The organism is Marinobacterium arenosum (genome assembly GCF_019795155.1).
Taxonomy (GTDB): domain Bacteria; phylum Pseudomonadota; class Gammaproteobacteria; order Pseudomonadales; family Balneatricaceae; genus Marinobacterium_C; species Marinobacterium_C arenosum.
On sequence record NZ_JAILYN010000052.1, the window covers coordinates 17,482 to 31,039 of the forward strand.

Consider the following 13,558-nt stretch of genomic DNA (forward strand, 5'->3'; position numbering starts at 1 on the left):
CAATATGGCACGTCCCGCAGAGTTTGACCGCGACGAAGTATTGGACAAGGCGATGGAGGCATTCTGGCGCACAGGATTCAACGCCACGTCGGTCGCTGATCTGGTCAACGTCACCCGCCTGAAACCAGGCTCACTGTACAGCGCCTTCGCATCCAAGCGCGGCCTGTTTATCGAGGTTCTCGATACCTACGCCGCCCGCCGCATCGAAGGGGTCAAGCAGGTCCTCGATCGTGCGGAAGATCCGCTGATGGCTATCCGCGACATGATGCACCGCTTCGTCGCCGATCTGAGTGATGACAAGATCGGTCGTGGCTGCCTGATGGTCAACACCATGACCGAGCTGGCCACCGAAGATGACGAGATCCGCGAACGGGTCAGCAACTACCTGGATCAGGTCGAGCAGTACGTCCACCGCTCGCTGGAGCTTGCTCAGCAACAGGGCCAGCTGCGCGCCGATGCCGACACCGACACCCTGGCCAAGATGCTGATGACCACCATCTGGGGGATGCGGATCATGAGCAGCAAGCGCCCCGATCCGGCCAGCTATCACAAGGTGATCGATCACCTGTTGAATACCCTGCCGACCAGCTGACCGGCCTGCCGGTCCACACGAAAGAAGCGCCCGTCAGCGGGCGCTTCTTGGTTCTGCCGCCCACTCGCCTCTTGCCGACGCACAGGACCCACGGCAGACTGAGCGCCCATCTCTCGCTATCAACATACCCATCGAAGGAGCCCGCGATGAAACTGGTCAGCTTCCGCCATCAGGGAACAGAACAGGTCGGCGCCGTCATCGACAGCCGGGTCATCTCCAGCCAGTTGGACCCGCAACTGCCCGGCACCATGATTGAGCTGCTGGCAGCCGGTGCGCCGGCACTGCAGCGACTGGCCGAGCTGGCTATTCAACAGCCGGGATTACCACTCGACCAGGTCGAGCTGCTGGCGCCGGTTCCGCGGCCCGGCAAGTTTCTCGGCGTCGGCCTGAATTACGCCGACCATATCGCCGAAACCGGCCTGCAGCGGCCGGAATTTCCCACCATCTTCACCAAGCAGAGCAGCTGCGTGATCGGCCCGGAGCAGCCGATCCAGCGACCGCGAGTGTCGGAAAAGCTCGACTACGAGGGTGAACTGGCGCTGGTGATCGGCAAGCGTTGCCGCCATGTACCACGCGACAAGGCGGCCGGGGTGATCGCCGGCTACACCATCGTCAACGACGTATCGGTGCGCGACTGGCAGGTCAAATCGCCCACCTGGACGCTGGGTAAATCATTCGACAGCCATGGTCCGATGGGCCCCTGGATCGTCACCGCCGACGAACTCGATCCACACAACCTGGAGCTGAAAACCTGGCTTAACGACGAACTGCGCCAACACTCCAACACCCGCGAGCTGATCTTCGACTGCTATGCCCTGGTGGAAACCCTGTCCACCGTCTGCACACTGGAGCCGGGTGATGTGATCGCCACCGGCACTTGCTCCGGGGTGGGCGTCAAGATGAAACCACGCGGCTATATGAAGCCGGGCGACCGGGTCACCGTCGAGATCGAAGGGATCGGCCGGCTCAGCAACCCGGTGATTATGGAACCCGAGGACAACAGCCGGTACTGAGCGTTTTTTTATAATGCGTAGCTGGCAGGCTCGCGGCTTGCCAGCCCCTTAAAGGAGAGGGTTTATCCGTGACCAGCGGCGGTTCTGTCGAAGTACGTGACCGGACAATCACAGTACCCAAGGGGCATACCAGGCGGGCTTCTACGGCGAAGCCCGAGTGCAGGAGAGGCTCCAGCCGGGTAGGTTCAGCCGTGACCTGCAGTGGTTTTTCGGAGTCCGAGGCCTATCGCCTTAAGCTTGGAGCTTGGAGCTTGGAGCTTGGAGCTGGTAGCTTAAAACTTCAACAACAGGTTCGAAACTTGCCCGCTAACGCGCAAGCCCCTGATTTATCAACAGATCGCTGTCGCCATTCTGCGTCAGTGAAATGCCCCCGGCACATTGCAATCATCGCCATCGGAACGGTTGAACCGCCGTTCAGCCAAGGCTCAGCTTCTGCAGCTGATTATTGTTTAACCACCCCGCTTTCACTCTATGTCGCCAATTAGAGACATTTCAACTAGTTGATTTTAAAGAAAAAAACCAAAACCCCTCGAAACCTGTCGCCGATCACCGACAGATCTCGCAAGCTCTTTCAGCTTCCAGCCTTACCAGTGGCTGCCTCAACTCCGAATACAAACCTAACTATTTGTTTTTATTAGATAAAAAAAACATGGCACAGGGAGTGCTATAGAAATTGGCAGTTAATTTCGCTGAATGATGTCAAGGAGAACACACCATGAAAGCAAGCCCGATTCTGCTGGTCGCCCTGATCGCCGCTGCTGCCAATGCGCAACAAAAACCTGTCGGCGAAGCCAGCCAGTCGGAACAGCCGGTACCAGCCACTGCGCCGGCACCGCAGGCCGGACAGCAGCAAAACAGGGCGCTGCAGCCGCTGATCATCGGCCGGGCCAAGCTCAGCCAGCTGGCCAATGAAACACTGGACCTGTTCAAGGTTCTGGACAGCAATGGCGACGACCTGCTGAGCCTTGACGAAGTCACCGACCGGCCTGCACTAAGCAAGTATTTCAGCCGTTTGGACAGCGATGGCGACGGTTACCTGAACCGTAGCGAGTTCGCCCAGCTACAGGTCAACAGCGGCCAGGCGCGACGGGTTGTCACCCTGTCACAACCGCGCAGCGCTTGACCCGGCGCGGCCCGCCCAGCCGCCGCCCACCCGATTACCTTTCCCCTTGGCTGTATCCACACGGGTACAGCCACTTTTTTATTTTCGGGGTACTTTAGTTTGCGGCGGGCTCGGCGCCGGCAACGGCAGCTGGCAGACTATCTATGCTGTAAGCAGTGGCGATCACCCGATCAGTCGGGGATAATAGCCTGTCCATTCAAACACTCGTTTAACCGATCGATCTGGTAATGCAGCCAATCTCTCCTCCCGCCTGGCAACCCCGCTCCCTGCAGCAGCTGGTGCTGATCGGCTTCCTGCTGGTCGTCACCCCGCTGTGCGTGTTGATCTACCAGGCCACCCAGTCACTGACCGACCAGAGCGACCGGATCCGCGACTACGCCCAGCAGGCCCTGGACAGCACCAAGCGCGCCGAGCAGATGAACCAGTTGGCGGAGGACCTGTTGCGCGCTTCGCGCCAGTTCCAGATCGTCCAGCAGGATGAGATTCAGCAGCGGCTCGACAACCTGGCCGGGCTGTACCGCACCGAACTGGATATCCAGAGCTTCTGGCTCAACGACAACCGGCAGGTCGCCACACTGCATCAGCAACTGAATTCATTACAGCAACAACCCGCCGACAGCGAGCCGGCCCAGCAACTGCTGCAGGCCACCCGCCAGTTGAACGACACGCTGCGCCAGCGGCTGGAGCAACGGCTGACCGAACTGAACCTGCAGGCGGCCGATACCCAGCGCCAGGTCTGGATGCTGACCATCGGCCTGATCGCCCTGTCCGGGCTGTTGATATTGCTGATGTCGCGCTCGATCAGCCGGCCGGTACGTGAACTGGCGCGGCGCATCCGCGCCCTCGGCCAGGGCGAACGTCAACCGTTCCATCCCGGCAGCGGCCCCCATGAATTGCAGACCCTGCACGGCGAGTTGAACTGGCTCAGCGAGCAGCTGGACCAGCTGGAACATGAGAAGCAGCGCTTCCTGCGCCATATGTCGCACGAGCTGAAAACCCCGCTGACCACCCTGCGCGAAGGCAGCGACCTGCTGGCCGATGGCGTCACCGGTGATCTCAACGCCGATCAGCAGGAAGTGGTCGAGCTGCTGCAACACCAGGCGCGGGAACTGCAGACGCTGATCGAACAGCTGCTCGACTACAACCGACTGCAGGTCCAATCACCCGCACTGGCCGCTGAGCCGATCGAGCTGCTGCCGCTGTTACGCGATGCGTTGGCCCCTTACCGGCTGCAGTTGCAGCAAAAACGGATCGATCTGCAGCTACCGGAGCGCGAGGTCCAGTGGCCGGTCGATCGCACCATGTTACTGAGGGTGCTCGGCAACCTGATCTCCAATGCCACCCTGTACGGCAGCCCGGATGGCTGGCTGGCTATCGAGTTGACGGCCGAGCCGCGACGACTGCTGATCGATATCAGCAACCGGGGGCCGACCATCCCGGAGGAGGACGTCAGCCGGCTGTTCGAGCCGTTCTACCAGGGACAGAACCGGCGCAGCGGGCCGGTCAAGGGTTCCGGCATCGGCCTGAGCATCGCCCAGGATGCGACCCGGGCGCTGAACGGCGAGCTTTCGTTGCATCAAAACCAGAACCAGATTGTGACCTTCCGTCTCAGCCTGCCCAGACCGGAGTCATCCTGATGTTGAACAAGCACCTGCCAGTTTTACTAACACTGGTGCTGCTCGGCGGATGCCAGCAGACCCTGCCGGAGATGCTGAAACCGATCGAATGCAGCCTGGACGACCAGGCGCTGCATGACCTGGTTGCGCTGGAACAGCAATACCTGACCACCGACAGCAGCGGCCGCCAGAAACTGCGTCTGCAGGCCCGCCAGGGCAACAACGACCACGCATTGGCACTGATGCTGTCACTGCCCGAGGCCAGCACCGCTCAGCTGGAGCAGGCCGAGCTGCATTACCGCCGCGCGCTGGCCGATACCGACAGCTGCAACACCGATGATTACCTGCTGCTACGCCGCCAGTTCGGCCGCAAGCTGGCCGACCTGCAGCGCCGCCAGATGGAACTGCAGCAGGAAAACCAGCAGCTGCAGGAGCAGATCAAGGCGCTTACCGAGATAGAACAGGACTTGAGCCGGGAACGGGAGTTGAACCGATGAGCCACCATATCCTGCTGGTCGATGACGACCCTGCCCTGCTGAAACTGCTCGGCCTGCGCCTCAGCGCCAGCGGCTACCGGGTTACCACCGCCAACAGCGGAGCGGAAGCGCTGCGGCTGCTGGACGAAAGCGTCAACCTGGTGCTGACCGACCTGCGCATGGAGGAGATGGATGGGCTGGCGCTGTTCCAGGCGATCCAGCAACAGCATCCGCAGCTACCGGTGGTGATCATGACCGCGCACGGCTCAATCCCCGATGCGGTCAGCGCCACCCAGCAGGGGGTGTTCGGTTTCCTGACCAAGCCGATCGATCGCGACCAACTGATGGAAACCCTCGAACGGGCGCTTGCCGGCAGCGGACCGGCGGCGGCCGACAGCTGGCGGGAAGAGATCATCGGCCGCAGCCCGGCGCTGGAGCAGCTGTTGCAACAGGCCCAGCGTGTCGCCGGCTCGGACGTCAGCGTACTGATCAGCGGCCCCAGCGGCAGCGGCAAGGAGCTGCTGGCCCGGGCGATCCATCGCGCCAGCCCGCGCGCCGAAAAGCCGTTCATCGCCATCAACTGCGGCGCCTTGCCGGAGCAACTGCTGGAATCGGAATTGTTCGGCCACGCCAAGGGCGCCTTTACCGGGGCGGTCAACCGCCATCAGGGCCTGTTCCAGGCGGCCGACGGCGGCACCCTGTTCCTCGACGAGATCGGCGATATGCCGCTGGCGCTGCAGGTCAAGCTGTTGCGCGCCCTGCAGGAGCGGGTGATCCGACCGGTCGGCAGTACCGAATCGGTCTCGGTCAATGTACGGGTATTGTCGGCCACCCACCGCGACCTGGAGCAGGCGATGCAGTCGGGCGAGTTCCGCGAAGACCTGTTCTACCGGCTCAACGTGGTCAACCTGAGCCTGCCTTCGCTGCAGGAGCGGCCGGAGGATATCGCGCTGCTGGCACGCCACTTCCTGGCCCGCGCGGCCAAGCGCCACAACCCCAGCGTCAAGGGGATCTCGGCCGGCGCACTGCAGCTGATGTCGCAGTCCAGCTGGCCCGGCAACGTGCGTCAATTGGAGAACGTGATCGAGCAGCTGACCGCCTTGAGCAGCACGCCGATCATCAGCGAAGGGGCAGTGGCCCAGGCGCTGACCAGCCAGCAACCGGTGATTCCCAACTTCAACGACGCCCGGGCCGATTTCGAGCGCCGCTACCTCAGTACGGTACTGCGGATCACCGACGGCAATGTCACCCAGGCAGCCAAGATCGCCGGCCGCAACCGCACCGATTTCTACAAGTTGCTAAACAAGCACGGCCTGGAAGCGGCCCAGTTCAAGCCGGCGGATCAGTAACCGGTATGGGAAAGGAGCTAGGCGCCGGCTGAACTAACCGCGACCGATCGGCGCGCTGAGCCCGCCGCTGAGCTTCAACAGGTCGGCCGCTGCCAGCTCGATCTCCAACCCGCGCCGGCCGGCGCTGACATGAATGGTCGGCAATGCCTCGGCACTGTTGTCCAGCACCAGCGGCAGGCGCTTCTTCTGCCCCAGCGGGCTGATACCGCCGACCACGTAACCGGTGGCGCGCTCGGCATCCTGCGGGTTGGCCATGCTGACCTTCTTGGCTTTCAATGCGGTCGCCATCGCCTTCAGATCCAGCTGGCCGGCCACCGGCACCACCGCCACCGCCAGCTGGCGGTTATCGCCATTGACCGCCACCAGCAGGGTCTTGAACACCTGCTGCGGCTCCAGTCCCAGCGCCTGGGCGGCCTCTTCGCCATAGGAGTCGGCATTGGGATCGTGAGCGTACTCGTGCAACTGAAATTTGATCCGTGCTTTTTTGACGGCATTGATCGCGGGCGTCATCATCTTCCTCCTGAACGAAGGCCGATTCTACGCAATGGCGCTGCCGGTCGGAAGCCTGCCCGGTTAGCGCTCGATACGGGTGATCTTGGAGCCTTCCAACGACAGGTTGTACATCAACCCCTTGTTGGAAAAGATAAAACCGATGATCGGATCCTGGATGTTCTGGGTGTCGATCTCGCCACCGGCGCCAAGGGTCACCAGCGCCACACTGCCATCGACACCCGCCTCCCAGCCGTCGCTGGCCTTGAACTGGCGCAATGCCTCCGAGGTCATGAACATCAGGATCTCGCTTTTGACCTGGGCACCGAACTGCAGGCCGATCGACGCCGCCGCGATGCTGTAGTAACGCGAGGTCTTGCCGCCTTCCAGCAACGCCCCTTCGCCGTATTCGCCGCCGATACCGAAGCCTGCCTTGTAGACCTCCGGAAATACCAGCAGACCGACCGCTTTGCCGGCCAGTTCCTGGCCTGCCGGACTGGTACGATAGAAGGTTTTCAGAGCCGCCTGCACCTTGGCATCAATTTCGGTCGCCGATGCGGCCTGCGATGCCGTCGCTGGCCAAAGCAGTAACGCCAACAAGCCAAACGCCATCAACCAACGGGTCATAATCCAGCCCTCCCTTTCCATCATCGCCCGGCCCATTTAGCCGGCAGTGTTGCTTTGAGGGTAGGAGAGCAATCGAATTCCCGCCAACCGATCAACGGCGGCGGTCAGCCCGCAGCGGTTGCAGCAATTCTTCCAGGCCGTTGATGCGGATCTCCAGCATCAGTTGCAGCAACTGGCCCAGTTCGCCAATGGGCCAGCCCTTGTTGGCAAACCACAGCAGGTAGGGCTCCGGCAGGTCCATCAACAGACGGCCCTGGTATTTGCCGAACGGCATCTGCATGCTGGCCAGTTTCAGTAACTTCTGCGGGTCGAGTTGATCCATCGGCGCTATAACTTGGTCCATAAAAACGGGTCGGCTATAGTAGCACCCCTGCCCGGCGCCGGCGCCGGTTTCCGCATCATGAAATTGCACTAAATACCCATTCGCCATGAGTCACGATTCACTGCTGCGCAAAGCGATGTTGCTGCTGAACCAGGGCAAGACAGGCCCGGCCCGCGCCATCTGCCGCAAACTGCTGGCCCAGAACCCCGACGATTTCAACACCCTTCACCTGTACGGCGTGCTGCTATTGAAAGACGCTGACTACCCCGCCGCGCAACAGGCCCTGCACCAGGCGCTCGAACTCAAAGCTCCGCAACGGATGCGAGCCCAGGCACTCAGCAACCTGGCTCTGGCCTGCCAGTATGCCGGTCAACTGGACGACGCCCTGCAAGCGATCAACCAGGCACTGCGCCTGCTGCCGGGCGATCCCGCCTGCCTGGCCAACCGGGCGAACCTACATGAACTGCGCCGGGACTGGCCGGCGATGCGCAGTGATCTGCAGCAGCTGCTTGAGAACGACGCCAACGCCATCGAGGCCCATATCGGCCTGGCCCTGGCCGAACGCAAACAGGGCACCCCCAGCCAGGCACTGGCCCGGTTGAACGCCCTGCCAGAGCCGTTGCAGAACTTCGACTGGCTGCAGGAGTGGACGCTGAACATGCTGCTGTGCGGCCGCCAAGCCGAGCTGGAAGCCTTTCTGGAGCCTTTGGGACTGGACGTGGATGATCTACGCGCGCTGGCCGACTACTGCGCCGAACAGCAGGCGGTCGACTGCGCATTACCGCTCTATCGCCGCTGCCTGGCGCTCGATCCGCAGGACAGCAGCGCCCGCCATATGCTGGATGCCGCGGAGGGTACGCAGAGCGAGCGAGCCCCGGCCAGCTACGTCAGCGCCCTTTACGACCAGCACGCCGGCCAGTTCGAGCAGCGGCTGGTCGGCAGCTTGGGCTATGACGCGCCACAGCGGATCGCTCGGCTGCTGAGCGAGCGGCTGGCGGCGCAGCTGCCGGCGGTGCTGGACCTCGGCTGCGGCACCGGCTTGCTGGGCGCAGTGCTGAAAAAACAGTTTCAGATCGACCGGCTCAGCGGCGTCGACCTGTCCGAGGCGATGCTGGCGCAGGCCCGGACAAAGGACGTCTACGACCAGCTGATCAAGGCCGATCTGCTCGACCATATCGCCACGGGCACTACCGAACGCTGGCCGCTGGTCTGCGCTGCCGACGTGCTGATCTACCTTGGCGAGTTGGCCCCGCTGTTCGAACGGCTGCCCGAGCTGCTGACCGATAACGGGCTGTTCGCCGCCACCATCGAGCTGGCGCCGGACGAGGAAAGCTTCAGCCTGCTGCCAAGCGGCCGCTACCGGCACAGTGCCCGCTATCTGCAGCAACTGGCCGACCACTATAGCCTGCAACTCGTGCACCATGAGCAGTTCCCGCTGCGTAAAGAGGGTGACCAGCTACTGCCGGGCTTGCTGTTTCTGCTGGCGAAAAGCCCCGCCGGCTAACGGCTCGCCCCATGCCTCGCCTGGGCCGGTAGTGGCTAAAACAGTTTGAAAATGTCGTGTGCCAGGAACACCACCACCTCGAAGGCGATCAACCAGATGATGATCCACTCCAGGGTCGCCGAGTGCTTGTGATTCTGCTCGTCGGCCAGCATCGTCAGCAGGTCGTGGATCACCTCCAACCGCTTGTTGAGCACCTCGATGCGCGGCTGCACATCCAGGTAGTGCGCGCATAGCCGGTAACGATCCTCCAGGTCCGGGTACTCCCAGAAAAACTCCGGCGTATCGAGCAGGTCGAACTTCAGGTTGATATCCGCCACCGTGGTGAACAGCTTGCCGCGCAGCTGCGAGATCTCGCGTCGGTTCAGCCCGCTGCGGCCGGTTTCGGCAATCCGTTGCGGGATCGCATAGGTCGACTCGATCGCCTGCGCCGCCGACAGCTCGAACTGCTCCAGCTTGACCGACTGTACCAGGCCGAAACTGCAGGCGACCATCTCCAGCCGGTGGCCGCCGGCCAGGGTCAGTTCATCGTTGTGCATGGCGATGCTGGCACCGACCCCGTAGCGGAAGGTTTCGACGATCGGCGTCGCCAGCGGCTGCTCCATGAACGGCGCCAACTGATCGATCAGCCCGGCCCGCTCATCCTCGTCCAACCCCCAGCAAACCAACGCACCGAAATCGAACACCACCAACGCGCCGTTATGCCAGTCGCAATACACCGCATCGCGGTAGACGGTCGCCTGCGGGTACTGCAGCAACCAAGTGTGCAGCGGCGTCACGGAAAACTGCCGACACAGGCAGATCACCACCAGTTGATTCAAGATTTACCACCCTCAAAGGCCAGGATTCCGGCTAAAATTATCAGAACTGAAACAGCGTTGGGATCTTTAATTGATCGCGCCACGCAAAACATGACGAGCCGTGGCGGAGTGGAGCCAAAACAGGAAAAACATGACCGCGAATAGCCTGCGGGCAGCTGTTTTCACCATTTTCAGAGCTGTTTGCCGAATGCGCCCGCAACAGCTTCAATCAACGGTCGTGCCGCCCGAAACGGGAGGAGAGTTGTGAACCCCTACGAACCGATCAACTGCGAGGTACACGACGGCTTCGAACTGGCCTGTATCCGCAACGCGATTATCGAGCTGAGCTGGCGCGAGGGCGACGCCCATCGTCACCAGCAGGTTCGCTTTCTGGACCTGGAAAACAGCAAGGAGGGCGAGTTCCTGATCGCCGAAAACCGCCAGGGGGACCGTTTACGCATCCGGCTTGATATGATTACCAGCCAACTCCCCTACTGATGCATGGAAGAACAGCTTGAGCAACGCCAGTCTTAGCGAGATCCACCTCTACCCGATCAAATCCACCGCCGGCCTGCGGATCAGCCGCAGCCGGGTCCAGGCCGACGGGCTGCCGTTCGACCGCCGCTTCGTGCTGAGCGATCCCGACGGCCGTTTCGTCACCGCCCGCGAGTGCCCGGCACTGCTGGCGATCCGTAGCTACCTGCGACCGGACGGATTGACTCTGCAGGCACCGGACGGCGACTGCATCGAGCTGTCACTGGCAGACCTTCAGACCAACTACCAGGCCGTGACGGTGTGGGGAGACCGGGTCGACGGCCAGCGGTTGCCGGCAAGGATTGACGCCTGGTTCAGCGCCAAGCTCGGTCGGCCACTACAGCTGCTCTACTTCGGCAATGAATCCAAACGCTTCACGGCACTGCAGCCCGACAAGCCGGTCGCCTTCGCCGACGGCTACCCGCTGCTGCTGATCTCCGACGCCTCGCTGGCTGAGTTGAACCGGCGCAGTAGCCAACCAAGCCGGATGGACCAGTTCCGCCCCAACCTGGTGGTCAGTGCCGATACCCCCTTTATCGAAGACGGCTGGCGGCGGATCCGTATCGGCAGCGTCGAGTTCGAGATCATCAAACCCTGCTCCCGCTGCGTCATGACCACCTACGACCCGGTCAGCGGTCAGCCGCTGCCGGCCGAGGAACCGCTGGCGACGCTGCGCCGCTTCCGGCGCGGCGAGGACGGCGAGGTCTATTTCGGCCAGAACCTGATTCCGCTGAACGAGGGCACAATTGCAGAAGGCGACGAGATCGAGGTTTTGGAGAGCCAGCCTACGCCCCGTTATCGGCAGCTACCGCAGGCGGATGAAAAACGGCAGTTCCAGATCCGTTTCGCCGGCAGCGATCAGCAATTCACCGCCGACAACCAGCAGCCACTGCTGGCACAGGCGGAAGCCAATGGCATCGAACTGCCGTTCTCCTGCCGGGCCGGCCGTTGCGGCCGCTGCAAGATCCAACTGCGCGACGGTGACGTACAGCAGTTGAGCCGCCAGCCGCTCAGTGACGCCGAGCAGCGCGACGGACTGATCCTGGCCTGTAGCGCGATTCCGCTCAGCGACCTGTTGCTGGAGCTGCCCTGACTACCGGCGCCACTTCACACCCATTTAGCCAGAAAGGACATTCAATGGCCGACACCGCATCAACGACCGTTTCCAAGCAACAGCGGGCCTTCTACCGCAAGTTGTACCTCAGCTACCTGATCAGCCAGCAAGCGCACAGCCTGACCAGCCTGCAGCAGCTGACCGGCATGCCGCGCCGTACCATCCAGGACTGCCTGAAAGACCTCGGCGATATCGGCGTGCAGTGCAGTTTCATCCAGCAGGAGGGCGGCCGCCATAACGCCGGCCACTACCAGTTGGACGACTGGGGCCCGATCCGGCCGGCGTGGGTTGCGCAGCACCTGACCGAGATCGAACAACTGCTGGCAGGTTAGCCCAGCGCGTTATCGATCCACCCTAAAGATTGCAGCCGATCTGCCGACTAATAAGGCAGTGCAAATGAACAGGTCAGGATGCCGCAATGAACGTTATCAAGACACACACGCAACCCGGCGGGCTGGTCGGCAATGCCGACAGGTACCAGAGCCAGGCGAAGGCGGCCCAGCCGTCACAGAGCGATAACGCCAAGGCGCAGGACGCGCTGCTGAATAAACTGGCGGACAACATTCCGGGCATGCAGGGTTCAGACCTGCGTAAACTGGATGCCGAGGACTTCACCCCCGACAAGGTGGCCGGTCGCATTGCCGGTTTCGTCAGCATGGGGCTGGCAAACGCCCGTGCCGACGGACGCTCCGAAGAGGATATCGCCAAATTGCACCAGCAGGCGATGAAAGGGATCGAGAAGGGCTTCAAGGACGCTCAGAAGATCCTCGACGACATGGGGCTGCTGAAAGGCGAGATCAAAAGCAATATCGATACCACCTACGACCTGACCATGGACGCGGTCAAAGCCCTGCAGCCGGGCCAGCCGCCAGGCCTGGCCCTGCCATCAGCGAGCTTCTACGCCAGCGAACGCTATGCCCAGGCGGAAAGTTTTTCGTTGAGCCTGACCACCCAGGAAGGCGACCAGATCTCGATTGAGTTCGGCAACTCGAGCTATTACAACGCCTCGGCGGGCTTCAGCCGCAATGAAGATGGCAGCACGGCCGGCTTCAGTATCGAGCGCGGCGTGGCCAGCAACCTGAGCTTCAGCATCAATGGCGACCTGAACGATGAAGAGATGGCGGCGATCGAGAGCCTGCTGAAGGACGTCAATGAGATCGCCGACGACTTCTTCAGTGGCGACGTGCAGCAGGCGTTCGAAAAAGCCTCGGAATACCGCATGGACGGCAGCCAACTGGCGTCGATGAACCTGCGCCTGGAGCAGAGCCAGAGCTACTCCGCCGCCGCGGCCTACAGCCGGGTCGGCAGCCTGCCGGCGGTGGACAACGGCAACGCCCTGGCGCCGCTGCAGGGGCTGGCCGGTAAGCTGAACGGCGCGGTCAACGATCCGAAGATCGCGTTCATGGACCAGGCCGACCAGTTCGTCAGCGAACTGCTGGACAACCTGGCGCTGCAGGACAGCCGTTACAAGGACGCCGACGCCGATCAGCAGAACAAGCTGGACAGCAACCTGCAGTTACTGAACGACATGATGGATTCGATGTTCGCCTGATCTCGTTTCCCTCATTCCGCATTAAGCGCATTTTTAAAGAAAAGAAATGCCGAGCCTAACGCCCTAATACCCGTCAGTTAATTCCACTGACTGGTATTAGGGCGCGTCGTAGTTTTCTGGGAATCCATCTACGTCAGTCACCAACTTGCCGTTGACACCCCTGTCTAGGCCGACTCTGAGCGCCCCGAGCACGGGACGATGCAGCGGCGATCAGGCAAAAAGCTGTCTGAGCGAGGTACGAGCGAGTTCTTTTTGCCAGCCGATGATCGGGCCGCGCACCCAGACTTAAGGGCATAAACGCAGGATCAGGCGTTCTGTGGAGGCAAACGGGATCGGGTAGGAGGCGGGGTTACCCCCGCCGTCCTCCCACACCACCGGGCATACGGTTCCGTACCACGGCGGTTCATGTGAACACCGCAAGCTGGCGCCAGTAATCCACCAGACTGGTAA

General features: G+C 61.9%; 15 protein-coding genes. 11 read left to right on the top strand and 4 right to left on the bottom strand.

What is annotated here, in order from left to right:
- Positions 1–4 precede the first annotated feature (4 nt).
- The 6 genes from K6T12_RS18020 to K6T12_RS18045 all read left to right on the top strand — a co-directional run bounded on the left by K6T12_RS18020 (position 5) and on the right by K6T12_RS18045 (position 6,169).
- Positions 5–592: a TetR/AcrR family transcriptional regulator gene (locus tag K6T12_RS18020; RefSeq protein ID WP_222224271.1), complete on the top strand. Its 588-nt coding sequence runs from the start codon at positions 5–7 to the stop codon at positions 590–592.
- Between the two features lie 146 nt (positions 593–738).
- A complete protein-coding gene (locus K6T12_RS18025; RefSeq protein ID WP_222224272.1) occupies positions 739–1,605 on the top strand; it encodes a fumarylacetoacetate hydrolase family protein in 867 nt (288 codons plus the stop codon).
- A 715-nt stretch (positions 1,606–2,320) separates the two neighbouring features.
- Positions 2,321–2,728 carry an EF-hand domain-containing protein gene (locus K6T12_RS18030; protein WP_222224273.1) on the top strand — a complete coding sequence of 136 codons (408 nt, stop codon included), beginning with the start codon at positions 2,321–2,323 and terminating at the stop codon, positions 2,726–2,728.
- A 227-nt stretch (positions 2,729–2,955) separates the two neighbouring features.
- Positions 2,956–4,365, top strand: a complete 1,410-nt coding sequence (locus K6T12_RS18035; protein ID WP_222224274.1) for a HAMP domain-containing sensor histidine kinase — start codon at positions 2,956–2,958, stop codon at positions 4,363–4,365.
- Positions 4,365–4,841, top strand: coding sequence for a hypothetical protein (locus tag K6T12_RS18040; RefSeq protein ID WP_222224275.1), 477 nt, complete (start codon positions 4,365–4,367; stop codon positions 4,839–4,841). Before K6T12_RS18035 ends, K6T12_RS18040 begins: the two co-directional genes overlap by 1 nt.
- Positions 4,838–6,169, top strand: coding sequence for a sigma 54-interacting transcriptional regulator (locus tag K6T12_RS18045; RefSeq protein WP_222224276.1), 1,332 nt, complete (start codon positions 4,838–4,840; stop codon positions 6,167–6,169). Before K6T12_RS18040 ends, K6T12_RS18045 begins: the two co-directional genes overlap by 4 nt.
- Before the next feature lie 33 nt (positions 6,170–6,202).
- Here K6T12_RS18045 and ybaK read toward each other — a convergent pair whose 3' ends face one another.
- The 3 genes from ybaK to K6T12_RS18060 form a co-directional block, all read right to left on the bottom strand.
- Complete coding sequence (ybaK, locus tag K6T12_RS18050; RefSeq protein WP_222224285.1) at positions 6,203–6,679, bottom strand: Cys-tRNA(Pro) deacylase; 477 nt, start codon at positions 6,677–6,679, stop codon at positions 6,203–6,205.
- Positions 6,680–6,742: 63 nt separating this feature from the next.
- Positions 6,743–7,285 carry a BPSL1445 family SYLF domain-containing lipoprotein gene (locus tag K6T12_RS18055; RefSeq protein ID WP_222224277.1) on the bottom strand — a complete coding sequence of 181 codons (543 nt, stop codon included), beginning with the start codon at positions 7,283–7,285 and terminating at the stop codon, positions 6,743–6,745.
- 91 nt (positions 7,286–7,376) lie between these two features.
- Positions 7,377–7,607, bottom strand: coding sequence for a DUF3820 family protein (locus tag K6T12_RS18060; protein WP_222224278.1), 231 nt, complete (start codon positions 7,605–7,607; stop codon positions 7,377–7,379).
- Positions 7,608–7,713: 106 nt separating this feature from the next.
- Here K6T12_RS18060 and K6T12_RS18065 point away from each other — a divergent pair, with 106 nt between their 5' ends.
- A complete protein-coding gene (locus K6T12_RS18065; protein WP_222224279.1) occupies positions 7,714–9,111 on the top strand; it encodes a methyltransferase in 1,398 nt (465 codons plus the stop codon).
- A gap of 35 nt (positions 9,112–9,146) precedes the next feature.
- Here K6T12_RS18065 and K6T12_RS18070 read toward each other — a convergent pair whose 3' ends face one another.
- Entirely contained in the window at positions 9,147–9,929 is a 783-nt protein-coding gene (locus tag K6T12_RS18070; RefSeq protein ID WP_222224280.1) for an RMD1 family protein, read from the bottom strand.
- A 243-nt stretch (positions 9,930–10,172) separates the two neighbouring features.
- Here K6T12_RS18070 and K6T12_RS18075 point away from each other — a divergent pair, with 243 nt between their 5' ends.
- From K6T12_RS18075 to K6T12_RS18090, 4 genes are all read left to right on the top strand, one after another.
- Complete coding sequence (locus K6T12_RS18075; RefSeq protein WP_222224281.1) at positions 10,173–10,406, top strand: Rho-binding antiterminator; 234 nt, start codon at positions 10,173–10,175, stop codon at positions 10,404–10,406.
- Positions 10,407–10,422: 16 nt separating this feature from the next.
- Positions 10,423–11,535, top strand: a complete 1,113-nt coding sequence (locus K6T12_RS18080; RefSeq protein ID WP_222224282.1) for a YcbX family protein — start codon at positions 10,423–10,425, stop codon at positions 11,533–11,535.
- Positions 11,536–11,579: 44 nt separating this feature from the next.
- Entirely contained in the window at positions 11,580–11,888 is a 309-nt protein-coding gene (locus K6T12_RS18085; RefSeq protein WP_222224283.1) for a helix-turn-helix domain-containing protein, read from the top strand.
- A gap of 86 nt (positions 11,889–11,974) precedes the next feature.
- Positions 11,975–13,108 carry a DUF5610 domain-containing protein gene (locus tag K6T12_RS18090; protein WP_222224284.1) on the top strand — a complete coding sequence of 378 codons (1,134 nt, stop codon included), beginning with the start codon at positions 11,975–11,977 and terminating at the stop codon, positions 13,106–13,108.
- Positions 13,109–13,558 lie beyond the last annotated feature (450 nt).